20 protein-coding genes are annotated in these 26,177 nt (G+C 54.4%); 6 read left to right on the top strand and 14 right to left on the bottom strand.

From position 1 onward, the window contains the following. Positions 1–2 precede the first annotated feature (2 nt). Positions 3–911 (bottom strand): glycine betaine ABC transporter substrate-binding protein OsmF, encoded by a 909-nt coding sequence (gene osmF / locus WFP70_RS13090; protein WP_058961582.1) that lies wholly within the window; start codon positions 909–911, stop codon positions 3–5. 218 nt (positions 912–1,129) lie between these two features. On the opposite strand from osmF, the gene WFP70_RS13085 reads away from it, so the two are divergent. Then, a complete protein-coding gene (locus tag WFP70_RS13085; RefSeq protein ID WP_160869882.1) occupies positions 1,130–2,596 on the top strand; it encodes an MFS transporter in 1,467 nt (488 codons plus the stop codon). A gap of 29 nt (positions 2,597–2,625) precedes the next feature. Here WFP70_RS13085 and idi read toward each other — a convergent pair whose 3' ends face one another. From idi to WFP70_RS13065, 4 genes are all read right to left on the bottom strand, one after another. Continuing rightward, complete coding sequence (gene idi, locus WFP70_RS13080; protein ID WP_097117336.1) at positions 2,626–3,159, bottom strand: isopentenyl-diphosphate Delta-isomerase; 534 nt, start codon at positions 3,157–3,159, stop codon at positions 2,626–2,628. Between the two features lie 345 nt (positions 3,160–3,504). Then, entirely contained in the window at positions 3,505–5,067 is a 1,563-nt protein-coding gene (locus WFP70_RS13075) for an MFS transporter (RefSeq protein WP_166933113.1), read from the bottom strand. Positions 5,068–5,171: 104 nt separating this feature from the next. Beyond that, positions 5,172–6,236, bottom strand: a complete 1,065-nt coding sequence (locus WFP70_RS13070) for a Gfo/Idh/MocA family protein (RefSeq protein WP_337023464.1) — start codon at positions 6,234–6,236, stop codon at positions 5,172–5,174. A gap of 10 nt (positions 6,237–6,246) precedes the next feature. Beyond that, the gene (locus tag WFP70_RS13065) at positions 6,247–7,416 is read right to left on the bottom strand and encodes a Gfo/Idh/MocA family protein (RefSeq protein WP_337023465.1); all 1,170 of its coding nucleotides are present in this window, start codon (positions 7,414–7,416) and stop codon (positions 6,247–6,249) included. A 196-nt stretch (positions 7,417–7,612) separates the two neighbouring features. On the opposite strand from WFP70_RS13065, the gene WFP70_RS13060 reads away from it, so the two are divergent. Further along, positions 7,613–8,680, top strand: coding sequence for a LacI family DNA-binding transcriptional regulator (locus WFP70_RS13060; protein WP_337023466.1), 1,068 nt, complete (start codon positions 7,613–7,615; stop codon positions 8,678–8,680). A 430-nt stretch (positions 8,681–9,110) separates the two neighbouring features. On the opposite strand, the gene WFP70_RS13055 is transcribed toward WFP70_RS13060, so the two are convergent. Next, positions 9,111–11,006 carry a methyl-accepting chemotaxis protein gene (locus tag WFP70_RS13055; protein WP_097117347.1) on the bottom strand — a complete coding sequence of 632 codons (1,896 nt, stop codon included), beginning with the start codon at positions 11,004–11,006 and terminating at the stop codon, positions 9,111–9,113. A 175-nt stretch (positions 11,007–11,181) separates the two neighbouring features. Next, positions 11,182–12,291 (bottom strand): suppressor of fused domain protein, encoded by a 1,110-nt coding sequence (locus WFP70_RS13050; protein ID WP_337023467.1) that lies wholly within the window; start codon positions 12,289–12,291, stop codon positions 11,182–11,184. 114 nt (positions 12,292–12,405) lie between these two features. On the opposite strand from WFP70_RS13050, the gene WFP70_RS13045 reads away from it, so the two are divergent. Next, the gene (locus WFP70_RS13045) at positions 12,406–12,810 is read left to right on the top strand and encodes a hypothetical protein (protein ID WP_337023468.1); all 405 of its coding nucleotides are present in this window, start codon (positions 12,406–12,408) and stop codon (positions 12,808–12,810) included. Positions 12,811–12,812: 2 nt separating this feature from the next. On the opposite strand, the gene WFP70_RS13040 is transcribed toward WFP70_RS13045, so the two are convergent. Beyond that, positions 12,813–13,676 carry an oxygenase MpaB family protein gene (locus WFP70_RS13040; RefSeq protein ID WP_337023469.1) on the bottom strand — a complete coding sequence of 288 codons (864 nt, stop codon included), beginning with the start codon at positions 13,674–13,676 and terminating at the stop codon, positions 12,813–12,815. Between the two features lie 122 nt (positions 13,677–13,798). After that, positions 13,799–16,096: a beta-glucosidase BglX gene (gene bglX / locus WFP70_RS13035; protein ID WP_337023470.1), complete on the bottom strand. Its 2,298-nt coding sequence runs from the start codon at positions 16,094–16,096 to the stop codon at positions 13,799–13,801. Between the two features lie 155 nt (positions 16,097–16,251). On the opposite strand from bglX, the gene dld reads away from it, so the two are divergent. After that, positions 16,252–17,961, top strand: a complete 1,710-nt coding sequence (gene dld / locus WFP70_RS13030; protein WP_337023471.1) for a D-lactate dehydrogenase — start codon at positions 16,252–16,254, stop codon at positions 17,959–17,961. 243 nt (positions 17,962–18,204) lie between these two features. Next, the gene (locus WFP70_RS26790; protein WP_442956381.1) at positions 18,205–18,534 is read left to right on the top strand and encodes a colicin E1 family microcin immunity protein; all 330 of its coding nucleotides are present in this window, start codon (positions 18,205–18,207) and stop codon (positions 18,532–18,534) included. Positions 18,535–18,561: 27 nt separating this feature from the next. Here the strand turns inward: WFP70_RS26790 and WFP70_RS13020 are convergent, their stop codons facing one another. From WFP70_RS13020 to WFP70_RS13005, 4 genes are all read right to left on the bottom strand, one after another. Next, positions 18,562–19,635, bottom strand: a complete 1,074-nt coding sequence (locus tag WFP70_RS13020) for a colicin-like pore-forming protein (RefSeq protein WP_337023473.1) — start codon at positions 19,633–19,635, stop codon at positions 18,562–18,564. Between the two features lie 546 nt (positions 19,636–20,181). Then, positions 20,182–22,626, bottom strand: a complete 2,445-nt coding sequence (locus WFP70_RS13015; RefSeq protein WP_337023474.1) for a DUF3772 domain-containing protein — start codon at positions 22,624–22,626, stop codon at positions 20,182–20,184. Positions 22,627–22,852: 226 nt separating this feature from the next. Then, the gene (pbpG, locus tag WFP70_RS13010; protein WP_034821245.1) at positions 22,853–23,782 is read right to left on the bottom strand and encodes a D-alanyl-D-alanine endopeptidase; all 930 of its coding nucleotides are present in this window, start codon (positions 23,780–23,782) and stop codon (positions 22,853–22,855) included. Positions 23,783–23,972: 190 nt separating this feature from the next. After that, a complete protein-coding gene (locus WFP70_RS13005) occupies positions 23,973–24,560 on the bottom strand; it encodes a Yip1 family protein (protein ID WP_034821054.1) in 588 nt (195 codons plus the stop codon). A gap of 168 nt (positions 24,561–24,728) precedes the next feature. Here WFP70_RS13005 and WFP70_RS13000 point away from each other — a divergent pair, with 168 nt between their 5' ends. Beyond that, positions 24,729–25,304, top strand: coding sequence for a DedA family protein (locus tag WFP70_RS13000; RefSeq protein WP_034821056.1), 576 nt, complete (start codon positions 24,729–24,731; stop codon positions 25,302–25,304). Here the strand turns inward: WFP70_RS13000 and WFP70_RS12995 are convergent. Further along, on the bottom strand, positions 25,301–26,080 hold the full coding sequence (locus WFP70_RS12995) for an SDR family oxidoreductase (protein WP_034821059.1): 780 nt from the start codon (positions 26,078–26,080) through the stop codon (positions 25,301–25,303). The two genes, WFP70_RS13000 and WFP70_RS12995, sit on opposite strands and share 4 nt — an antisense overlap. Positions 26,081–26,177: the final 97 nt, after the last annotated feature.

The following is a 26,177-nucleotide window of genomic DNA, read 5'->3' as shown; positions in this document are numbered from 1 at the left end:
GCTTACAGCAACTTATTCTGCTGTAGCCACTGCTTCGCCACCTGGCTGGCATCCTGACCGTCAACCGCAATCTGCGCATTGAGCTGTTGCAGGGTTTTCTCATCCAGCTTACTGAACACCGGCTGCAACCAGTTGCCGATCTCCGGATACTGTTTCAGCACGCTTTCCCGAATCACTGGCGCAGGGGCATAAATTGGCTGCACGCCTTTGGGATCGGTCAGCGTTTGCAAACCGAGCGCCGCCACCGGGCCATCGGTGCCATAGGCCATGGCTGCGTTGACGCCAGAGGTTTGCTGTGCCGCCGCTTTGATGGTTACCGCCGTATCACCGCCCGCCAGCGACAGTAGCTGTGACTGATCCAGCTTGAAGTTGTAGGCTTTTTCAAATGCCGGTAGCGCATCGCTGCGTTCGATAAATTCCGCCGACGCCGCCAGTTTGAAGGTGCCGCCCTTTTTCAGGTAGGCGCTGAGATCGTCGAGGGAGTTAAGGTTATTTTTCTGTGCCACATCGCCGCGCACCGCGATGGTCCAGGTATTGTTGGCGGGCGCAGGGGTTAACCACACCAGATGATTTTTATCCGCATCGAGCTTTTTCACCTTCTCATAGCCCTGCTGCGCATTTTTCCAGGCCGTGTCTTTCTCATCGTTAAAGAAGAACGCGCCATTACCGGTGTATTCCGGATAAATATCCAACTCGCCCGCAGTGATGGCCCCGCGTACCACCTGGGTGGTGCCGAGCTGGATTTTGTTGACGGTTTTTACCCCGTGTTTGTCCAGCACCTGCAGGATGATATTGCCCAGCAGCGAACCTTCGGTATCAATCTTTGAACCGACCTTGACCGGATCGGCCGCATTCGCAGCGCCCACACTCATCGCTAATGCGATCATCCCCAATAAACCCTGCTTAATCATGCCGCTGTCCTCTGCTTATGTTTTCAGTCTGTGACTATCAAGCGTAGCCTGGCGAAACAGTATGGGGGCGGTCAAGCGCCTCAGTTCGAGCTTTTTCTGCTATTTAATGCGCATTTCTTATAACCCATTCGCAGGACTTATAACCAAATGGAATTTTTAATGCGTAAGTACAGGCTTATTCTCATAGTCCCACTCTTTACAATAAAATACATAACATCATGTCCGACTTAGCTTCTCCGGCGCACGTGGCGCTGGCAGGGAATACGCCGACTGGCGAAACCAAATGGATTCGCAGCGCGGCTGACGTATCGAATCTCGTGAATAACAGCAACGAGTCTCGCAGCAATGCGCGCATCGTGGTAGCCATCGCCCTCGGCGGTGTGTTCCTCGATGCCTATGACCTCGGCGCACTCGCCTTTGGTATCAAAGACGTCACACGCGAATTTAATCTTACACCGACCGGCACCGGGATGGTGGCTTCGGCGATTACCTTCGGCGCGATTGTCGGTGCGCTGATTGGCGGTTATCTCACCGATAAAATTGGCCGCTACCGCGTGTTTATGGCGGATATGTTCTTCTTTGTGATTGCCGCCCTCGCCTGCGCCTTTGCCCCTAACGAATATGTGTTAGGCGGTGCGCGCTTTGTGATGGGGCTCGGTGTTGGCATCGATTTGCCGGTCGCCATGGCGTTTCTTGCCGAGTTTTCTAAACTGCGCGGGCAAGGGAATAAAGCGGCCAGCGTGGCGATGTGGTGTCCCACCTGGTATGCAGCAATCAGTATTTCCTACCTGCTGGTGTTGCTGCTGTATGCGGTATTGCCGGAAAGTCACACCGACTGGTTATGGCGGCTGATTCTTGGTTTCGGCGCGGTACCTGCGCTGCTGATTATTGCCATTCGCAGCCGTTATATGAGTGAGTCTCCAGTGTGGGCGGCCAATCAGGGCAACCTGCACGGCGCCGCGCAGATCCTGCAGCGCTCCTACAACATCAATGCCCATGTCGCGGAAGATGCCGAACTGACGCAGGCCAAGCCGGTGCGCAAAGCCAGCTGGCGTAACTATGGTGCGCTGCTGCAAGGGGTTTATCGTCGTCGAACCATACTGGCAACCGTGACGTCCATCGCCTCATCATTTGCTTATAACGCGGTGGCCTTTGGCCTGCCGGTGATCATCTCCAGCTTCTTTGCGCAATCGATGCTGACCACTATTTTGGTGTCGCTGGCGTTGAATCTGCTGTTCGCTTTCGTGGGTGGCTTGCTGGCCGTGCGTCTGGTGCCGCGTCTCGGTGCGTGGAAGATGTCGGTGGCGGGTTACAGCTGTCAGTGCATTGCCCTTCTGGGGTTAGCGCTGATTGGTCGCCCGGAAGGCGGTGAACAAGCGGCACTGGCGATTGCGATGCTGGCGCTGTTCCTGTTTGGTCAGGGGTTCGGTCCGGGCTCACACACCATGACCTTTGCCTCGCTGAGCTACCCTGCTTCACTGCGCGGCGTGGGGGTTGGTTTTAACCAGACGCTGATGCGCGGCAGTTCAACCGTGTCGCTGTTCCTGTTCCCACTACTGGTGGCGGCATTCGGCACCGGCGTGTTCTGGGTGATTTTCCTCGCGCCGCTGATTGGCTTGCTGGCGCTGCTGGCGATCCGCTGGGAGCCCTCAGGCTACGATGTGGATGCGGAAGACTTCACTTAAGACAACAACGCCCCGTTAAGGGGCGTTTTTTATGCGGTCAGGCGGAAATCGCCAAACGTATGGGGAATGCGCGGGAAGGTGTGCAGGAACCAGGGCGTAAATTGTTCGGGTTGATCCAGCATCTCCTGCTGAATCTGCTCAATCGAGCGATAACACCAGGCATCCGCTTCTTCCGGATTCAGGTTGGGTTCAATATCACTGGTGGCGAAGAATACATGGCCATACTCGTGCTCGGTCAGACCGTTGCTTAATGGCAGGTTGTAGCTCAGTTCGAACACCGGCGTCAGCGCTACTTGCATCCCCATCTCTTCACGCAAACGACGTTCAGCGGCATCCCGGGTCGATTCCTGCGGATAAGGGTGGCCGCAGCAGGTGTTGCTCCACAAGCCGCCACAATGATATTTACCGTTTGCACGACGTTGCAGCAGCAGTTCATGGCGCGAATTGAACACGTAGACCGTCACCGCACGATGCAGCAATCCTTTCTCATGTACTTCCAGCTTTTCCATCTTGCCGGTGGGACGATCGAGGTGGTCGACGAGAATAACTTCAATGGCGGGCATGACAACTCCTTCAGATAATTCTCAGCTATTGTACACAACCTCAAAGACTGAAACTGAGGAAATCGCGCACATTCCGTGCGCTTAAGTAGAGAAATTTAAGCTTAGCAGTCATCAGACAAAGCGGTAACGACTCAGGATGTAGAATTCAAATCGGCCAACCATGGGCGCTATAAAGTCGTCCTCGTTATCAGCCAGGATGCGGAGGCGTGCACAGTCCCGGGCCGCCTTGAGTCTGTCGTCGCCACGCCCTGAAACGCTCAATTCCGCCTATGCGCACAGATAAGGCTGCCCTCTCTTAAAGGGCAGCCTGATTTGACTGAGTGATTACCTGACAGGCATTCGCGCTTAAAGCCGCCCCTTCAGTTTTAGCTCGGATTCGATTGTCGTATCGCGGGCAGTTGTATGCCGGCTTGCGCCCCACACTTCATCATATTCATAGCCAGTGAGATCTTTAATCACCACACGCGTTTCAGCATCGCAACCTCTCGCCGTGCCACCCAGTTTGCGGCGCGCCACCTCTTTGATTAGCAACTTATGGCTACGCTGCGTCAGTTTGAATTTAAAGGTCAGCCAGAAGCTCGCCGCCAGCAGTGCCGTGGTGACAAACACCATCAACCCGACAATCGCATGGATGGCGCTCTCCGGTTGCGCACCGTTGCCTTTCACAAAACCACTCTCCTGCAGCACGATGCCAATCATGAAAATGGCGATGGCCACCGAGCTTTTGCGCGTCAACACCATCACCCCGGCAAATATCCCTTCACGCCGCTTACAGGTGACCATCTCATCAATATCGGGAATAAAGCTGTAGATGTTCCACGGAATGTAAAACAGCCCGGCGCGCACGATGCCCAAAAACAGAAAGACTGCGCTGAACAGCAGCGTGGGCACCTGCCATTGCCACAGATACACGGCAAACAGGAACAGGAAGATAGCGACGATACTCAGGTAGGACATACGCAGCGCGTTGGAGGGCGTCATATTAAAGCGGCCAAGCAGCATCATGAAAATGAAAGTGCCGGGAATCGACATAAACATCATGTTACTTAGCAGCAGTGAAGCCAGTGAGGCATCCTGCTTCAGGCCGTAGATCACGAAATAGGTGAACACCGCCAGAAAGGCATCCATCGCGGTGAAGGAGCAGATATAAATCAGCAGATGCTGACGAAAGGCTTTGATTTTGAACGACGATGCCAAATCGACAAACAGATACTTTAGGTGGGCCTTCAGGCTCCCCTGGCGCGCCGAATGTTGCGCCACATCCTCTTCCGGCTGAATATCTTTGGCTTCCCAGGTGGTCAACCAGGTAATAAACACCGCCACGCAGTAAATCACCGAGAAGATGACGCCGGTCAGCGTATAGGTAATGGCGTTGTCTTTGCCGGTATAGGTCATGATGATGCCCGGCACTGAGACGGCAAGGAAACTGCCAAGCGCTGAGAACATCAGGCGCACGCCCGAAAGACGCGTGCGCTCGCTAAAGCGATTGGTCATCTCCGAGGACAAGGTTTCCCACGGCACCAGCACCATTGCCGACAGCAGTTCGATGGTGAGATAAGTGCCGAGATAGTACCAGTAGCCCATATCCGTCACCCACAGCGCGCCATACAGCAGCATTAAGGGAGAGGAGATCAGCAGGAAGAAACGGCGGCGGCCAAATTTTCGCCCCAGCCAGGTATTGCCGAAGTTGTCAGTAATGTAGCCCATGATCGGACTTAATATCGCATCGATGACGCGGGCGATGGCAAATATCGAGCCCGCTTCAAACACCGATAATCCGCAGTAGGTGGTATAGAAAAACAGCAACCAGGTGCCAATCACCGCAAAGGCACCGCCGCCAAAGAGATCCGTCAGGCCGTAGCCGATCGCGACGCCATAACCGACGCGACGTTCTGTAGGTTTAACCATCGATCCGATTCCTGTTCTGGTAGGGTATGTAATAGCGGCAAGGTGCTATGCCCTGCCGCCGTTGTTATCAACAGAATTGGAAATCAACTGAATAAACGAATGCGTTATCCGGCGTTGGCGAGCATCTGTGCTTTCACACACAATTCCGCCGCTTTGAAAGCATGCGTTTGCGTCATCGCATGCTCGGTGCGATGGAGGCAGTCGTTAATCAGCTGTCCAAAGAACGGGAAGCCCACTTCACCGGAAACGGCATAGCGGAACTCTCCTTCTTTGTTCACCAGATACACCACGTCCTGCTCACCGCGTGTGAGATCGGTGTATTTGCGGATCTCGATATAACCGTCCGTGCCGAGCAACGTCATGCGCCCATCACCCCAGGTGGATAAGCCATCCGGCGTAAACCAGTCGCAGCGGAAGTAGCCAGTGGCGCCGTTCTCGCCCGCCAGCATCGCATCGCCAAAGTCCTCAAATTGCGGGTGCTGTGGATGGCGGAAATTCCGCACCTGGCTCGCCACCACCGTGGCGTCGCTGTTGCCGGTGTAGTAGAGGAATTGCTCAATTTGATGGCTGCCGATGTCGCACAAAATGCCGCCGAAATAGCGACGCTGATAGAACCAGTCGGGCCGTCCGGCGCCTTCACGATGTGGACCCGTGCCAAGGGTTTGCACCACCTGGCCGATAGCCCCTTTTTCCACCAATTGCCCGGCAAACACCGCGCTCTCCACGTGCAGACGTTCGCTGTAATACACCGCATATTTGCGCCCGGTTTTAGCGCACATCGCTTTGGCGTCTTCCAGCTGTTCCAGGCTGGTGAGCGGGGCTTTATCCGTGAAGTAATCCTTGCCCGCTGCCATCACTTTCAGCCCCAGCGCACAGCGTTCCGAGGGAATCGCCGCGCCTGCCACCAGTTGTACCTGCGTATCGGCCAGAATGGTCTCCAGCGAATCGGCGATCTGCACCTGCGGGAACTGCTGCACAAACTTATCGACTTTGGCGGCATCGGGATCGTATACCCACTTCAGCGTGGCTCCGGCCTCGGTCAGGCCATTGCACATGCCGTAAATGTGGCCGTGATCCAGTCCTGCCGCCGCAATGATAAATTCCCCTGGCTGCACCACCGGTTGTGGTTTGCCTTTCGGCGCGTAGTTCATGCCATCCTGTTTGTTCATGGTTGTTTCCTCACGCAAAGTTTTTACCCAGTGGGATGTCATCAACATCGGCGAAGTTGTCTACCGAAGCCTGTTTTTCATAGAAGTGCGGCGCATGAGCGATCAGCCCGCCAGTGCGATAAAAAGCATCCTCTTTGGGGATCGGTAACGAGACGGTGCTTTTGGTGATGGCCGACTTGTAGATGGCGGTAATCAGTTCCAGCGAGCGTTTGCCCTGCTCACCATCAATCAGCGGTGCACGCTGCTGTTCGATCGCTGAGAAGAAGTCATCGACCTGTCCGGCGTGCAGTGTCCAGGTAAGGGGTGCGGTGCTGGCATGCAGGCGATCCAGCTCCTGCTCCAGCGCCAGATTGTTCTCTTTTTCCGGGAAGCCATTCTCTGCCGCCTGCATGGCGACCGCTTTCCACGGTGCCGAGAGACGCGCTTTTTCTCCCTGCAGCACGATTTTCTGATCTTCACCGTGATGCACAACGGAAGCGGTCAACTGCGCCAGCGTGCCGTTGGGATAGCGGAATATCGCGGCGCTGAGATCTTCCACTTCGGCATTGTCATGTGCCACGTTGCCGATCATCGCCACCACTTCACTGGGCGCACCGAGCATCCACTGCATCGCATCGATGTGGTGGACCGCATGGTTAAGCGTGCAGCCGCCGCCCTCTTTTTCCCAGGTGCCGCGCCACCACAGGTCGTAGTACGAATGGCCACGCCACCAGAATGAATCGATTTGCGCGTGGCAAATTTTGCCCGCCAGGCCCGAATCCACTGCCGCTTTCAACTGCCAGAACGCGTCGGTGAAGCGGTTCTGCGCCACCACTGACAGAATTTTGCCGCTGGCCTTCTGCGCGGCGATCATGGCATCGCACTCTTCCAGCGAGGCCGCCATCGGTTTCTCACACAACACATGCTTGCCCGCCTGCAGGGCCGCAATGGTATTTTCCGCATGCACATAAGGCGGCGTACAGACGTCAACCACGTCGATGTCCGCACCCTCGGCCAGCATCTCGCGGTGATCCTGGTAAACCCGCACATCGTGCAGGCCGTAGCGCTGCAATTTCTCCCGCGCTTTTTCGGGATACACGTCCGCTACCGCGACAATTCTGCCGCGCTCAGGAAACTGCAGAAACGCCTGGATATGTGAATTGGCAATATTGCCCATGCCCACTATCGCAATTTTTAACATCGAGATTCTCCGCCGATAACCGCTGTTGAGGTGTCTGCGAGGAACATAAAAAAGCGCTGCGGGTCGGACAATCTGTTTTTGTGAGAATGCTCGCAGAGCGATACAGGAGTTTGTGAACCAAATGTAAAACCGTCTTAATATCAGTCCACTGCGTCTGCAAAAATTTGCAAAAATTGATTGGGATGGGGATCACACTATGGCCGGCAAGCTCAGGATGGACGAAATTTCAGCAATCACCGGCTACTCGGTGAGTACGGTTTCACGCGTGTTGAGCGGCAAATCCTACACCAGCGAAAAAGCGCGTGAGGCGATAGTCGACTGCGCGCGCAGGCTAGGTGTATTGCAGGAAATGGTGAGTGGTCGCCTGCTGATCAATGAGATTGTGGTGTTTGCCCCAGGGCGCACTTTCACGCCGCGTGGCGATCATTTTTACCATGAAGTGACACGCGGAATCGCGGAGGCCTGCGCGTCGCATGATGTGCATATCAGCTATTGCCCACTGGAGGAACAGCGCGCCGATGTGAAGCTGTTTCTGGAGAAAGCCGGAGCAAAAAACATCAGCGCCATCATCATTATCGGCACCGACGATCAAGCGATCTTCAGCCTGGCGGCGTCACTTGGTAAACCCTGTGTGCTGATCAATTCACGCGATAAAGATATGCGGCTGGATGCGGTGTCACCCGATCATCGGGCGATTGGTTTCAGCGCTATGCAGCATCTGTTTGAGCAAGGCCACCGCCGGGTGTTGACCGTCACCTGCCTGCGACGTGAGACGCTGTTTTTGCGCCTGGAAGGGATCAAAGACGCCTACCGCCATTTTCATATGCCGTTTAATGCCCAGCAGGATTTGATTGTCATCGAAGCCTACTCCTCGCAGGACACCGAGATCGCACTGAATCACTGGCTGGATACGCACCCACGCGATCAGTGGCCTGATGTGATTTTGCCCGGCGGCAAAGGCATTATTACTGGCGTGCAGAATGCACTGCTGTCACGCGGCTTGCGCATTCCCGAAGATATTTCGCTGATGACGACAGATTTAGCCAGCCGGCTGGAAGGATCGCCAGAGATGCCCATCACCGGCTTTGCGGTGCCCTGTCGCGAGCTGGGTTATGAGGCGATCCAACTAATCCAGAACCGCCTCAATCGTCCGAAGTCGTCGATTTACAATCTGTTGTTGCAGGGGAAACTGGTGGATCGCGGCACGGTGGCGAATGCCACCCGTCATGCGGCACGAGAAGAGATCCGCAACGCGTTTCCGTGAGATGCCCTAAAGCAGAAACGCACGTCATCAGAGCATCGTGCCTGTGCACCCAAGCCCAACATCAAAACCTCTGCGCTGATGCTAAACCTTTTGAATTACCAATCCGTTCAAGCCTGAAGCACGGAGCCTTTTCTAACAAACCACACCTAAGCTCAGAAGCAGGCTGGTGCCGCTCAGGGGCAGGCAATCCGCAGCGCCGAACAGAGTGAGTCTGCCAGGAGAGACCGCATGGATGCGGTCGATAGGCTGGGCTGGAACAGGGATGTTCCATCCCAGCCGGTCCGTAAGGCGGACGAATGACGTGAGGGTACCGCGTCAGCGGCGCGAGGACCGCCGGCCCCTGAGCGGCACCAGATTGCGTTATCACCGGTCCGTCAACAGACAGCTTTCAACGCTACAGCAGGTGCGCACTCCTTGCGCACCGTTTTTCTTACAACTTAAAGCTCTGCACCACCAGCTCCAGCTGCACGCTCTGCTCTTCCATGGCGCGCGCGGCAGCCGACACCTGCTCGACCAGCGCGGCATTCTGCTGGGTGCTGCCATCCAGCTGCGTGATTGCCAGATTAACCTGCTCGATGCCCATGCTTTGCTCGCGACTGGCAGACATGATTTCACTCATCAGGGTGGTCACGCTGCTCACGCCCTGCATCAGCTCATCCATGGTTTGACCGGCTTGTTCCACCAGCTGGCTGCCGGTATCGATATTGGCCACCGACTCCTCAATCAGCTTCTTGATCTCACGCGCCGAGTTAGCGGAGCGCTGCGCCAGATTACGCACTTCTGACGCCACCACAGCAAATCCACGCCCCTGCTCACCCGCTCGGGCCGCTTCCACCGCCGCGTTAAGTGCGAGGATATTGGTCTGGAAGGCGATGCTGTCAATCACGCTGATGATATCCACCACTTTACGGGATGAGTGATTAATCGCACCCATGGTGGTGACCACCTGACGCACCACGTCCGTTCCGCGCGCCGCTACCTGCGAGGCACCGTCCGCCAATTGATTGGCGTGGGTAGCATTGTCGGCGTTCTGACGTACCGTGCCGGTCAGCTCTTCCATTGACGCGGCGGTTTCGACAATCGAACTGGCCTGCGATTCAGTGCGCGCAGACAGATCGGCATTGCCGCTGGCAATTTCACGCGAGGCAGAGGTAATCGCCAGTGCGCTGTCGCCGACCTGACGCATCAGCCCCTGCAGATACTCAATAAACTGGTTAAAGCTCTGCGCCACCGCGTTAAATTCCGGGCTGTTGCTGGCAGGCAGACGCTGGGTTAAATCCGCGCCGCCAGTCGACAGCGCTTCGATATTACGGTTCAGCAGGCTAAGACGTTTCATCATGGCGCGCACGAAGCCGAGCAGCACCAGCAGCAGGATCACCGCCAGCGGGATCTGCACCAGGCCCAGGCGAGTCAGCATGCTGTGAGTTTGTGCATCCAACAGGCTGGATGGCACATCGCTGGCGAGATACCACGGGCTACCGGCGATCGCCTGCAAGAACAGCGTGTGCTCGCCATCTTCGCCTTTAAAGGTGGTTTGCGTAGGCTGATGACCCGCCTGGCTCAGCAGACCCTTCAGCGCACCCGCCATCGGCAGCTGCGTATCCGCGAGATTTTCCAGCTTCGGTGCACCTTCCAGCAGTGCGGCGTTGCCCACCACTTTGCCATCCGCTTCAACGATCAACACACGACCGTGAATGGCGTCGCCCATCTGTTTCGCCAGTTGGTTGAAGAAACCGAGCGTTACGTCGATGGTTGATACCCCCCACACCGTGCCATCACGATAAATCGCCATCGCACAGTTGGTACGCGGCTGCGGGCTGGCCGCATCCTGATAGGCTTTAGCCCAGGCACATTGCCCTTTGGCCGCGGCCATACCGTCTTTGTACCACGGCTGCTCCCAGTATTTGTCCGCTGCGTCGGAGTTCCAGTAAGTGTTGACCTGTAACTGGTTGCTGGCGTTACGGGCGAAGAACGAACTGTCTTTTTCCTTCGCCGGATCGCGGCGATTAGGCAGCGGCCAGATACCGCCGCCAAACACGTTGCTGTCCTGATACTGGTTCACCAGCGCAGGCAGCAAGTTGTCGATGGCCGCGCTATCCATCACGCCTGCGGCTTCGGTAATGGCACGTTGCTGCGCCTGCACGCGGTTCATCTGTTCGACAATACGTCCCGCCAGGCCATCCACCTCATAGCGCACTAATCGGCTTTCGTTTTGACTCAACTGCGGTGCCACAAACTGATTGATCACCACCACGGTAACCAGCATCAGTACCACGAAAAATGCGACCAACGTCGCGGTAAAACGAGATTGTGTAGTTTTTAACATCAGTGTGCCCTTACCCTGGTTGGCGAGTTGCCTGATCGAGGTTAACGGCGTGTTACAGAGGAACTTGAGGTGAGCAAGATCACAAAAATGCAAATAGTTGATTTAGGTGATCATTAGGAGGGTGACTAACGTTGCGCTTACTCATCAGAGTGCGGGCAACCGCCCGCAGATCGGGCTATTGCGGCGGCTCCACCACTTCCTGACGCGGCCGAAATACATGGTCGTTGCCTTCCGCCTGCAAGCGCTGCAGCAGCTGTTGTCCACCGCGATCGTCGGCCTGAGCAAACTGACGTTCCGCTTCGGTGATCGGTGTCGCCCACAGCAGATTCGGACGATCGCCATCGCGCTTGGGCAGTCGGAACTGGGCAACTTCCGGTGCTAAGCCATTGGCCAGCAGGAAACTCTCGAAGCCCACCGGCGCCACTTCCGATGCCAGCGTGTGCCCTTCGCCAATCCACGTCAGCCGCGCCCAGGGCAAGTGCGCGAATTCCGCCAGCGCGCTGGCCATCTGCACCGCATTGGCTTCGGTCATCACTTCACCGTCTACTGCCATCGCCAGCTCAACACGGCGGTACTGCGGGGCCAGCTCATCAAACAGGTAATCCACCTGCGGCATGGGCCGAATCCCCATACCCAGCGTGAGAAAAACCCACACGCCATTGTGCCAGTGCTGAGAGATGGCCATTGGCGGCCAGCTCCCTTGATCGATAGCGTAATACTTTACCGACTCACCAAACTGCGCCTGGTAGCACTGCATCAGCTCATGCTGCACAACATCCCATAAATGGCCGTCATGCCAGTCACGCCAGAAGTGGCGCTGCTGCTCGGCGCGTGCATAGTAATCATTGGTGGAAGCGGATCCGAGCGGTGCGGTCAGACGATTCTCTTTGATGCAGCCAGCAGAGAAACTCACCTGCTTATCCTGATACAGACTCCAGCCGGGGATCACCGCCAGCAGTTGGCCGTAGTACCACAGGGCTGCACCGTCATCACTCGGTTCCCACAGAATCTGTAGACCGGCAGGGTCGAGCATCGGCTCGGCTTCTAAGGTGCGGCAATACTCTGCGCTGAGCAGAGGCGCAATGCCCTGCTCCATCGCTTCACGATCTTCACGCGCCGGTGCAGGCAACAGATTGCGCAGCCAGCAGCCGCGCACCGCATACTGACTGCGAAACAGATCGTTGGGCCAGATGTAAAAGTAGGCCGTGCGCGCATCCTGTTCGACGATGGCGGTCAGTGTGTTTTGCTGATTTGGCACCTCAGCAATCAGAGGTTGGTGTGTCATAACGCCTCGACAAAGCCTTGAGGGATCCATTTTCCCTGAGAATAGAGCAGGATCGGCACTCGCACCATGTGACACAAGGGTAAAACTCTCAAAGTGCAGTCAGGAAGCGTGAGAATGACTGATGAATGCCAGCACAACGCCCTGACAAACTTCAAATTAATTCGCGATTCATTTGCCGCCTCGCATGCTATTGTCTGCACATTCCTCCTTACGGAGCTGCTCAGCATGCTGCTGCAAAACCTCGATTTGAACCTGCGCGATGTCGTGATTTTCGCGATTTTAGTGTGGCTGTTTCTTCGCTATACATGGGTGATGTCAGCGCTCACGTTTATGCTCGGTGGTGCGGTGCTATTGGTGTTGTTACCCATCGACATTTACTACAGCTTGCTGCCATTAGCGCTGCTGGGAGTGGGATTAGGGATGCTGCTTCATCATTATCAGCAGCGCCAGCTCACCCTTAAACGTGAAGCCCGCACACCGCGCACCTACACCAAAAAGCAGGACGAGCTGCATTTGTAGCGTTAACGTCCCATGCGTTGCATGGCGCGGGAATAAGCCCCGCGCTGAATTGACCAGCGCAGCAAACCAGCAATCACCGCAATCTCCTTATCAACCCTCCACTGCGTGATCGGACCAATCGGCTGCTGAATCTGCTGTTGTGCCCAATCCGGCAGTAAGCCCATGCCCGCTTTAAGCATCACGTGCATCGCCGGTTTGGCTTGCCAGCTGGGGGCCGGCGCGTTGATCAGTAACTGCATCACTTCCAGCGTACGTTCATCACAGATCAGTTCCGGGCGCATCGCCTGCAGATAATCTTCCACCGCCTGTACCGTTTTGGGCACCTTCTCCGCCCCTAAGGCTTCGGCGATGATCGCCGCTTCTTCGTAATAACGATCCTGCTCGGCCAGCGTGAGCTGTGGATTTTTATAGCGCAGATGCGCGGCGAGGAAGCGGCTGGTTTCGGCGACGTGTACCCAGGTGAGCAGATGCGGATCGCTGGCAGCATAGGGTTGCCCGGCGTTATCAATACCGGTGACGCGCAGATGGATGCGTTTAACGCGTTCAATCAGGATATTGGCGTCCACCGTGTTACCAAAAGTGGTGACGGCGATAAACTGGCTGGTGCGCCGCAGACGGCCCAGCATGTCCTGACGAAAGTTGGAGTGATCCCATACGCCTGCCAGCGCGGCCGGATGCAGCATTTGCAGCATCAAGGCGCTGATGCCACCACATAACATCGAAGGAAAGTCGCCGTGCACGCGCCAGATCACATGGTCAGGGCCAAACAAACCCGGATCGCCCAGCGGCTGCGAAATATCGAATTCGTTGAGTGCGAGGCCGTTAAGACGAAAGACTTGCTGCTGGATACGATTGCGGAGGTTCATGACGTTTGTCGGTTATGCCCGTTGGCAGAATAAGCTCGGGCCTATCATATACTGCCAGGGGTAACGGTGCGATTCATCCTGCGACAAACCGCACCGTTCCACAAAGTGGCGACAACTAACGCTTACAGATAATCAAACTGCCCGTCTTGGGTGCGTACCGAATCGAGGCCAATCATCACGTTGAATTTGCCCGGCTCGGCGACATGCTGCATTTTTTGATTCCAGAATTTCAGTGCATCCACATCAATCTTAAAGCTTACGGTCTGTGACTCGCCCGCTTTCAGCATGATGCGTTTGAAGCCACGCAGCTCCTGTACTGGGCGGCTGATGCTGGCCACCGGATCATTGAGATACATCTGTACCACCGTGGCACCATCACGTTTGCCGGTGTTGGTAACGGTGACACTCGCTTCAACGGATCCATTGCGCGGCATGGTTTTGGCGGACATTTTCACCGGCGAAACGGTGAAAGTGGTGTAGCTCAGACCGTAACCAAACGGATACAGCGGGCCATTCACCGCATCGTAGTAGTGCGAGGTGTACTTGTTCGGCTTCGCGAAGTTGTACGGACGCCCGGTTGGCAAGTGGTTGTAGTAAATCGGCAGCTGGCCTACAGAACGCGGGAAGGACATCGGCAGCTTGCCCGATGGGTTGTAGTCGCCAAACAGTACGTCCGCAATCGCATTCCCCCCTTCAGTGCCGCTGAACCAGGTTTCGAGCATCGCATCAGCCATATGATCTTCGTTGACCACTGTCAGCGGACGACCGTTCATCAACACAATCACCAACGGCTTGCCGGTCGCTTTCAGCGCCGCCAGCAGTTTTTGCTGGCTTGGCGGAATCACCAGGTCACTGCGACTGGAGGCCTCATGCGCCATCCCCTGCGCTTCACCCACAGCGGCGACCACGACATCCGCTTTCTTCGCCTGGGCAACGGCTTCATCAATCAATTCCTGCGGCGAGCGTTTATCCACATTAACCGCCTGTTCGTAGAGGTTGAGGAAGTCCTGAATGCCTTTGTTATCGGTGATGTTGGCCCCTTTGGCATACAGCACGGTGCCTTTGCCCGCCATCGCATTGCGCACGCCCTGCAGCAGCGAAATCGACTGTTTCGCCACGCCCGCGGCTGACCAGCTGCCCATAATGTCACGCTGGCTGTCAGCCAATGGCCCCACCAGCGCCACGGTGGCGTCTTTTTTCAGCGGTAAGGTTTCATGCCAGTTTTTCAGCAGCACGATGCTCTTACGCGCCACGTCACGCGCTTCGGCACGATGCAGACGGCTCTCGGCATTGGTGTCCTGCGGATCGCTGCCTTTCGGCCCTAAATGGCTATAGGGATCGTTAAACAAGCCCATATCATATTTGACGTTCAGCACGTGACGCGCGGCATCGTCGATCTCCGCCATGGTAACGGCGCCACTCTTTACCAGCCCAGGCAAGTATTTGCTGTAGTACTCATCGCTCATACTCATATCGATGCCGGACTTCAGCGCAATACGCACCGCATCCTGCGGATCGCTAGCCACGCCGTGCTTCAGCAACTCTTTGATCGCGCCATGATCGCTGATAGTGATGCCTTTAAATTTCCACTCACCGCGCAGCAGGTCTTTCAGCAACCAACCGTCCGCCGTGGCAGGCGTACCGTTGAGGGAGTTGAGCGCTACCATCACGCCGCCACTGCCGGCATCCAGCGAGGCTTTGTACGGTGGCAAATAGTCCTGGAACAGACGCTGTGGGCTCATATCGACGGTGTTGTAATCACGTCCGCCCTCCACTGCGCCATAGGCAGCGAAGTGCTTCACGCTGGTCATGATCGAATAACGGTCGGCGGCGCTTTTGCCCTGCATGGATTTCACCATCGCGCTGCCCATTTGCGAGGACAGGAAAGTGTCTTCTCCGAAGCCTTCAGACACGCGTCCCCAGCGCGGCTCGCGCGTAACATCCACCATCGGCGCCCAGGTCATATTGAGACCATCGTCGGCGGCTTCATAAGCGGAGATGCGACCGACTTCACCGATCGCATCCAGATCCCAGCTGGCCGCGAGGCCGAGCGGGATCGGGAAAATAGTACGCTGACCGTGCACCACGTCGTAAGCGAAGAACAATGGAATTTTCAGGCGACTCAGTTGCATCACCTGATCCTGCATCGCGCGAATATCCGGACGCGTGACGGTATTGAAGATTGCGCCAACCTGACCGTGCTGGATCATGTCGCGCACTGCCTCCTTCGGCGTGTCTGGCCCCACGCTGATCAAGCGCATCTGCCCGATTTTCTCATCAAGGGTCATTTTGCCGAGCAACTGGTTAACAAAGGCGTCACGCGCCTGTTCAGTCATCGGATGGGGGCCAAACAGGTCATCTGCGAAGGCAGGCTGCATGGCAAGGGAAACAGCGAGGCTAACAGAGCAAATCCATTTCATCAGGTCGGGTTCTCTTAAGTGACTGCGCAATATCGAAATAACCGGGCCAGTGTGCCACAAGTTCAGGATAGCAGGTAGCCACCGATGTCACACCGCGACCATGCCGTTGACGCGTGCTAAAGTAGATGCGCAACGTTAACGACAAGGACAGGTTCATGAATAACAACACCTCACACCCTACACTGCTGGCTGAACTGCGCCGCCTCGTCGGCCCTTCACACCTGTTAACTGAGGCGGAACAAACCGCACGCTATCGTAAGGGTTTCCGCTCCGGTGAAGGCGATGCGCTGGCGGTGGTGTTCCCCGGCTCCTTGCTGGAATTGTGGCGGATATTGCAGGCGCTGGTGCAGGCCGATGCGGTGATTTTGATGCAGGCCGCCAACACCGGCCTGACCGAAGGCTCCACGCCTAACGGCAATGATTACGATCGCCCGGTGGTGATCATCAGTACTTTGCGCCTCGATAAATTGCAGCTGATTGATGGCGGCAATCAGATTCTGGCCTTCCCTGGCAGCACCCTTTATCAGCTGGAAAAAGCCCTTAAGCCGCTGGGACGTGAACCACACTCGGTGATCGGTTCCTCTTGTATCGGCGCGTCGGTCATGGGCGGGATTTGTAATAACTCCGGCGGTTCACTGATCAAACGCGGCCCGGCCTACAGCGAAATGGCGCTTTATGCGCAGATTGATGCCGACGGCAAACTGAAGCTGGTCAATCATCTCGGCATGGATCTCGGCCACTCGCCGGAAGAGATGCTCGGTCGACTGGATGACGATCGCTGGCAGCAGAGCGATGTGCGCTGGGATGAACGTCATGCTTCAGATCATGAATATGCAGAACGCGTGCGCGATATCCATGCGGATACACCCGCTCGCTTTAACGCCGATGAGCGCCGCCTGTTCGAGGCTTCGGGTTGCGCGGGCAAACTGGCGGTATTCGCCGTGCGTCTTGATACCTTCCCCAGCGAACCGAAGCAGCAGGTGTTTTATATCGGTACTAACGATCCGGCGGTATTGGGCGATCTGCGCCGCCATATTCTGGCTGAGTTTAAAAACTTACCGGTAGCGGGCGAATACATGCACCGCGACATTTTTGATATTGCCGAGGTGTACGGCAAAGACACTTTTGTGATGATCGACAAGCTTGGCACCGACAAGATGCCGCTGTTCTTTACGCTGAAAGGTCGTGTGGACGCCTGGCTCGGCAAACTGAGTTTTGTTAAACCGCACTTCACCGATCGCGTATTGCAGCGCATCAGTGGTTGGCTACCTGCCCATCTGCCGAAACGCATGAAGCAGTATCGCGATAAATTTGAGCATCACCTGATGCTGAAGATGTCCGGTGACGGCGTGGCAGAAGCGCAGGAGTATCTGCACGAATACTTCCGCGAAGGCGGTGGTGAGTTCTTTGCCTGTGACGGTCAAGAAGGCGCACATGCCTTCCTGCATCGTTTTGCCGCCGCCGGTGCTGCGGTGCGTTATCACGCAGTGCATGCGGATGAAGTGGAAGATATTCTGGCGCTGGATATCGCGCTGCGCCGCAACGATCAGGATTGGTTTGAGCGCTTACCAGCGGAATTCGATAACGATCTCAGTCATCGCCTTTATTACGGCCACTTCTTCTGCCATGTCTTCCACCAGGATTACATCGTGAAGAAAGGCGTCGATGCGCATGCTTTGAAGGAGAAGATGCTGGCAATACTCAGCGTACGCGGTGCCGAGTATCCGGCTGAGCACAACGTCGGGCATCTGTATCAGGCGAAACCGCAGTTGCAGGCTTTTTATCGTCAGCTCGATCCGACCAATACCTTTAATCCGGGGATTGGTAAAACCAGTAAGCAGAAAGGTTGGGCGGTGAAGGCTTGAATGAATGTGGCCGGATGAACGGCCACATTTATCTTAACTTTTTCAGCACCAGACATTTCAAAATGCCTGGATACTATCAATATTAGAAGGCGTTTTTTGAGACGTGATTCACTTCAAAATTCACGTTAATGATTAAAAATGTAAGGGAAATCACTCAGTAATTTGTTCATTTGTACCTTGTAGTAGCATATTTAACACTCTAAAATACAAATAAATATTATTGTTCATGGATGAAGAAATAAAATGCCAATAAAATATTACATCAAAAATTTCCCTAAGGGTTTTATCATGCTGTTGGCTTACACCTATTATTGGTACAGCGCAGCAGACAACCTCAAACTCAATTGGATGCTACTTTATTTCATAATTGGATGTTTTTTATTTCCCTTATCTAAATTCACCATAGAGAGAGTCGCTTTAAAATACACAACTAGAAAGTTCTGGACTACAGGGTTCTTTGCTGATGATATTGGTAAAAGTGGATTAGTAGCAATATATTGGCTTGTCGTGTTTTTGTTTTTCCCCATATCCTTCGTCATATTTGCCTTTAACTTATCAAGCAAGGCCATGTAGTTGACCTTGCCTTAATAATCTATAGTTTTACAATTTAATTCCAAGCTTCATATTTATGCTATTTACCAAGCTGTCATTCACCATTGCTCCCACAGCAGCCAAAATGAGTGCATAACCTAATATCCCTAGCGGAATGCCGGTAATCACGGCAAACGCGAAAGCAACGGCAGCAGCGGCCACTTTCCCAGCAATCAACGCTTCTAGCTTGATAAAGAAATTTCTCCATGAATTAGTTTCAATCGCTTTTGCAAGTTCAATGATGACACTCACTACGTCAGCAGTGTAACCATAATAGCCCAAGGCCCTATGGTACTGTCTGTATTTATCTGCAATGTAAGAAAATTCTTTTGATTTAATTGAATTAGCTAATGCTAATCGATCTTTCATCCCAAACTTATTGATTAATGAGTTCGAATACTTATTCATAGCCCGATTGGCAGACTCAACACTTCGGATTCGCTTGCCTCTTACCAGCCCTGCATATTCTTGTGCTTGTTTTGCGGCCCGCTCACCGAGTTTGCCTGCAACTTCCTTGTAAAAATCAGTTGTAATTCTTACGGCATTAATCAAGTCTGGTTCTGAAGGTTTTTGTTTGTTGTACATATCAATAAGCGCTAATTCCATCTGCGCCTTACCTGTTACCTGTCTTGCCTTAGTAATGCTAATGCCAGATTGAGTCGAATTCGCTAGTCTGGCATTTTTCGCAATAATTCTTCTAAGTTCAATTTTTCGGCTTTCAGAAGCATCAAATCCATAGGGTACATAACCACCAGGTGCGTCTCTGTTGTTGGAGACATCACGGCCTTTTGGAGTTGGTGCCAGATACCCAATGACAACACCATATGCATCTCCAGAAATTTGTGTATCGATGCCAATTACTCTTCCATCTGAATCTAAAAAATAACCAATAATGTGCGATGTATCGATCCCAGCCAATCGTGCCATTTTAGCAGCAACGTCTTTGTTAACCGGTGTTCCTTGTGTGTTAGAAAGCCCATTACCTGATGAACTTCCTTTACCACCAGAGTTACCGGTACTGCCACTATAACCAGCGCTATTTCCGCGTTCAGAACTCCATGAGGTACCATCACCAACTGGCATATATAGCTCCTTGTATTTAAAATCCCTTAAGCACCGGAAATTATGATTACATCCAATTATCCGGTGCTTTAAATTGCTATATTATGCATCTTTGATCAAGCATCCAATTCGCCCTCCCCGATTAAAGTAGCTTTTAATTAATTTATTGAGATCCACTTCCAAAAAAAATAGACACTCTACAGCTCTCTCTATCAGGCATTCACTTATGAAATAATCTTTATCAACCTTGTCACAATAACACTGACATCTAACAACTCAGTAATATATATGTTGTAAGGTTGTTAGTTTTCATCATCATTTAGAACAGGCTAATAACTTTAATGTCAATTGGTAAAACCAGTGAAAGGAAGGGAGAGGCGGTTAGATAGCTTATAATTTACATTGGCTTTAAGTTGTTTGCCAAAAGGGCATGATGCGCAAGGCCATAACTCCCGGCACTAAACACAAAAGAAAAAGGCTGCCATTCCAAAAATGACAGCCTTTAACGAAACTGGCCTAAACTGACTCACTCTCGGCGATAAACTACATCGCTACGAGTCAATACAATTATGGCAGTTGCTCGCCTTCATCCTGCGCTGCGGCAGGCATGGCACGACGTTCAATGATCATCGTCTGCGGTGTGGACAGCACAATGCCCTCTTTGCGCAGGCGCGTCAGAATATCGAACAGCAGGTCACTCTTAGCGCTGGAGATCTGACGCTGGCCCGCCACGTTGCCGGTGACGCTCAACACGATGCCCGCAGAGGTCAAATCCTTAAATGAGACGGATGGCTCAGGCGTTTCCAGAATACGCTCGTTCTCCTGGTAAACCTCCAGCAGAATCTCACGCACGCGCACCGGATCAATATCCAGCGGGAAGGTCAACATAATGGTCACAACACCCTGTGCATTGCCCATGGTGGCGTTACGCACGTTCTGTGAGATGAACTGTGAGTTCGGCACAATCACCGTGGATTTATCACTCAGCTGAATCTCGGTGGCACGCACATTGATACGGCGAATATCCCCTTCAATGCCGCTGATACTCACCAGATCGCCCACTTTTACCGGGCGCTCGGTTAACAGAATCAAACCGGAGATAAAGTTCTTCACGATCTCTTGTAAGCCGAAACCGATACCGACCGACAAGGCACTGACGATCCACGCCAGTTTGTTCCACTGCAGGCCCATGATCGACAGCGTCAGCAGAATGATCAGCACATAGCCGATATTGCTGAACAGCGTTACCAGCGACACGCGCATGCCCACGTCCATGGTGGTTTTGGGCAGGAAATCTTTATCCAGCCAGCGACGCACCGAACGTAGCACGTAGATGCCCACCACCAGACACAGAATGGCATTCACCATATGCGCCGGCACGATGTTCAACGACTCCAGCCCTTTGCCGCCCCAGAACTCAATCACTTTCTGAATCAGCTCGATCGGCGTTGAAGAGGCGAAGGTGCCGTTTAGCAGCGCCAGCACCACAATACCGATCAGTGCGGTTTTACCAACTGCGCCCAGCAGCGTAGCCGCCTGCTGCAGATGACGCTCATCAATGTTTAATGAGGTCTGCAGACGTTTGCCGGTGGCATTGTTGGTGGAGAACAGGCTTTCACAGCCGTCGTTGATCAAATGGCTGAGGAAATAGAACGAGCCAAACAGAATGCCGCACCAAATCACCTCATAACCGAGGAATCGGGCCAGCGTGACATAACCGATGATCAACGAAATCAGAATCGCCAGCGCGGTCAGGGTCAACGCCAGCTGAACCAGCCCAACGATAGTGGGACGCGCTTCCGGCGGATTCCCCTCTTGCGCCAGGCGACGGCGCACGCGGTTGGTACGCATGCTAATCGCCAGGCCGGTGGTACCGATCAGCAGCGCCGTCAGGCCGTTGGCGAAGATGGTGGTGTTCAGGCTGGTGCCGACGCTGTAGTTAAAGGACTCTGCGGTCTGGAAAATAAACACCAGCGCAGCGGTAATCGGCGGGAACGGCTTCAGCGCCTGCGCGACTTCATTGGAGATGCTTGGCAATCGCCAGCTCGGACGGCGCGTCGACAGGAAAGCTCGGCCCAAACCGGCGATCAAACCGCAATAGACGCTGAGTTGTACCAGACGCTCAACAAAATCCTGCACGTCAGTCGAGACTTCATCACGGCGGGTAAACGCCAGCGCGATAAAGTTAAAGGTCAGCACCACCGCGGCCAAGGTGGTCAGCGCAATCGCTGCCGCCAGGAAACTACGGCGCAAACGCCCTTCCGGCATTTTGTGGATGCTCACCCAGGCGAGAAACTCTTCGCTGTAACGACGCCCCAGCGTCATCACCAGCATGGCCGCAATCAACCAGCCGATAGTGCCAAAGCGCCAGCCAGGCTCCCAGGAGAGTGCAGCGGTGTCCTGCAATTCAGCGATAAAGTCGCTGATTTTCTCGCCATCTAAATCCTGACGGCTGACCATGGGCGCCCAAAAGCGCGGACCCAGGATGCTACCAGAGTTCAGCGCCAGCTGGCTCTTCAACTGGTCACGGCGCAGGTTGACGATCTGGGAGGAAAGCACCAGCGCGCCATTTTTAATGCCATCGGCCTGCTTGATTTGATCGTCCAGTTTACTTTTCTGGCTCTCCAGCGAGGCGCGTTTGCGCGTCACTTCCGGCGTTTCTTTCACGCCACTGTCCGGTTTCGGTGCCGGACCCAGTACCGCTAGCTGCGCATCCAGTTGCTGACGCTGCGGGATCAGCGCCTGGCCTAAAGTTTCTGCGTTACCGGATAGCTCCAGCGCCATCTCATTGAGCTGGTTGAGCTGACTCTCATTGGTATCGCCTGACACCTGGCCTTTAATCTTGTCGAGGATTTTCTGCATTTTCGGCAGCTCAACCGCAGGATTGACCTTTGGTGCGGCGTCCTCTTGCTGAGCCGCGGCGGCAGTGTTGTCATCCGCGTAGCTCAGTGCCGGGCTTAACAGCACCAGCAGCAGTATAAATGGGGTAAATAGCGAACGAAGCTTGTACATATGAGTGAGATTCCAGCGCAATGACAGCCGATAAATGCCAGTTAACTTTAGATGGCGGCCAGTGTAGAGCGTAGCCGAAGCGGAAACTATAGGAATGAAGCGCGAAAACATTGGTGCTGACGATTAGGGATTTTTTTGGTCATTCGGGAGGACTTATCCCGCCAATCGGAAGCACTCACAGACGCACAATCCATTGTGCATCTGTGAAGGGAAACAGACGTCGTGATTACTCGTTGCTGGCCGTTTGCGACGATTTCTGCTTCTTGTAGGCCAGCGCCGCTGCCGGAACCGGTGCCGCTTTGCCGGTTTCCAGCCAGTCGCGCAGACGGTTGGCATCGGCAAAGTGGGTGTACTTGCCAAACGCATCCAGTACCACCAGCGCCACCGGACGGTTATTGATCACCGTGCGCATCACCAGGCAGTGGCCGGCTTCATCGGTATAACCGGTTTTAGTCAATGCGATACGCCAGTCGTTTTTGTACACCAGGTGATTGGTATTACGGAACGGCAGCGCATAGTTCGGATGCTTAAACACCGCCGTATCCTCTTTGGTGGTGCTCAGTTCACCAATCAACGGATATTGACGCGTGGCTTTTGCCAGCTTGATCAAGTCTTCCGCATTGGAGACGTTGTGAATCGACAAACCTGTCGGTTCAACATAGTGGGTATGCGTCATGCCCAGCGCACGCGCTTTGGCATTCATCGCGCGGATAAAGGCGTCATAGCCACCTGGATAGTGATGCGCCAGGCTGGCGGCAGCACGGTTTTCCGATGACATCAGCGCCAGCAGCAGCATATTGCGGCGGCTGATTTCACTGTTCAATTTGACGCGCGAGAACACACCGCGCATCTCTGGCGTGTGGCTGATATCCACCGACAGCATCTCGTCCATCGGCAGTTTCGCATCCAGCACCACCATTGCAGTCATCAGCTTGGTGAGTGACGCGATAGGCCGCACACGATCCGGATGGCTGGAGAACAGCACTTTATTGGTTTCAAGATCGACAATCATGGCACTGCCGGAGGCGATTTGCGGTTGGGCAATCGGCGCCAGATTAGACAGCGCAGCAGGCGCGGCCAGTGCCGGAGTGACAGCTGCCGGTGCGGCGACAAACAGCGCCAGCGACAGCAAGGAAATACGCATTTTTACAGACATCGTGTCAAAAAAATCCGGTAAGGAGTTTTGCGCCGTGTTTAAGACACAGGCCGCGCGCATCAAACCAGACGGGATGCGGGCTGGCAGCAGCATAATACGCGCTTATCTGCGAAATTTCTTAGGTAGATTGTTTCTGAGCGTTAAAAAAACGGGAGACCTAATGGCCTCCCGTTCACGGTGTCGTTGCAGGTTAGAACAATCGTGGTCCGTAACCCCACAACACCACGGTCAGTGCCAGCAGCACTTCAAACACCAGCACACCAATCGCCAGTGTCGATCCTGAGAAGCGCATGCTCTCTTCACGATCAATATTGAGGAACACCGGAATGCCGACGTACAGCAGATAACCGGTATAGAGTAACGCCACTGCGCCGACCAACACGCACAGCCACACCAGCGGATAAAGTGCCACCAGCCCACTAATAAATAACGGGGTAGCGACATAGCCAGCAAACACGGTACAGCGCTGAATGCTGGGACGCTGCGGATAATCGCGCGCCATCCAATGAATGACGCGGCCCATCACCGCCACGCCGCCTAAGATAATCAGATAGAAAAGAATGCCGAGACCGATGCCGGTCAGCAGGTTGAGTTGCACGAACTGCCCTTCGCCCAGATTCCAGCCCAGTTGTGTGGTACCGATAAAGGCACAGATCACCGGGATCGCTGCCATCATCAAAACATGGTGGGTGTAGTGGTGCGAAACGCTCTCGTTTTCTTGCTTGATATCGCGCATTTCCTGGTTAGGATGCGCCAGAAGACCCCAGACATGATTCATAAAATCACTCCTCTGATGCGACGGGCTGCCACTTCAGCGATCAGGCTGTCTCACTCAGGCAGCTTCCCTTCAAGTATAATCGGCGCGGCTGTTTTTGCGGACAGCGGCACAAAAAAAGCCGCTGGCGTATAAACTGTTACCTGAATCACTCGCGACAGGGAGGAAAATTTGCATCTCGATATCAATGGATTAATTACGCAGTACGGCTATCTGGCGTTGCTGATTGGCTGTATCGCGGAAGGGGAAACTTTTACCCTGCTGGGCGGCGTGGCGGCGCATGAAGGCCTGCTGCACTTCACCGGCGTGGTGCTGGCCGCGATGGTGGGAGGAATTATCGGCGATCAGCTGCTGTTCTGGCTGGGCCGTCGCTACGGTACGCGCATTCTGCGCCGTTTCCGTAAACATGAAGATACCATTCGTAAAGCCAATCGCCTGATTCAGAAGCGCCCGAGTCTGTTTGTGATTGGCGTGCGCTTTATGTATGGCTTCCGCATTATTGGCCCGATCATCATCGGTACCAGCCGGTTAAAACCGCTGCGCTTCTTTGTGCTCAACGTGATAGGCGCCGCGCTCTGGTCGCTGATCTTTGTCACCCTGGGTTACTTCGCCGGGGAGATCATTACTCCGTGGCTGCATAAACTCGACCAGCATCTTAAACATTTGCTGTGGCTGGTGGCGGCGATTGTGTTCGGCATCGCGCTGCGTTACGTGATTCGCCGCTGGAACCGCCGCCGGGCGGATTAGTGGTGATAACCTTTAAACTGTGGGTTGGCCAACATAAAGCCACCGTCAACAATAAACGATTGTCCGGTGGTATAGGTCGCCCATTCCGAACACAACCACGCGACTAAACTTGCCACTTCACGCGTATCGCCGGGCCGTCCAATCGGAATTTCCGGCATACGTGTGCTGCGCGCCTGATCGTCAGTCAGATGGTTCATCGCAGTAGCAATCGCGCCCGGTGCAACCGCATTCACCAGAATGTGATGGGGCAACAAACTCAGCGCCATCGATTTGGTCAGACCGCCGAGCGCATGTTTCGCCGCGGTGTAAGCGGTGGCATCCGGCAATGGAGTGTGTTCATGCACTGAAGTGATGTTAATGATGCGCCCGCCATCGCCCTGATCGACCATATGGCGAGCGGCGATCTGTCCGCAGATAAATGAACCATCCACATCGACGCTGAACGTTTTGCGCCAATCTTCAAAGGTGACGTCGAGAAAATCGGCTTTCATCATCACGCCCGCATTGTTGACCAATACGTCAATGCGACCCAGTGAATTGATGAGCTGCGCCAGTTGCTTGCCCCCTTCTTGCGGATCAGAGAGATCCAGCTGTCGCACCTGTGCGGTTTGCCCTTTGCTTTCGACCAGTCGCGCTGTTTCCTGCGCCCCCGCTTCATCTGAGCGCCAGGTGATCCCTAACGTGTAGCCCGCTTCAGCCAGCATGACGGCACAGCTGCGGCCAATGCCGGAATCGGATGCGGTAACCACGGCCACTTTCTGTTTGCCCAGTGCCATAACATTCTCCTGCGTGATGGGTGTCCTCACAGTATAGAAGTTATCGATCTGTGCCTCGGATCAGCCGAAAAAACCCTTTCGTCTATAGTTAACAATC

Origin of the sequence: Pantoea sp. USMM079 (genome assembly GCF_037153115.1) — a bacterium.
In the GTDB taxonomy this organism is placed as follows: domain Bacteria; phylum Pseudomonadota; class Gammaproteobacteria; order Enterobacterales; family Enterobacteriaceae; genus Pantoea; species Pantoea communis.
This window is presented reverse-complemented; position numbering and strand designations above follow the sequence as displayed.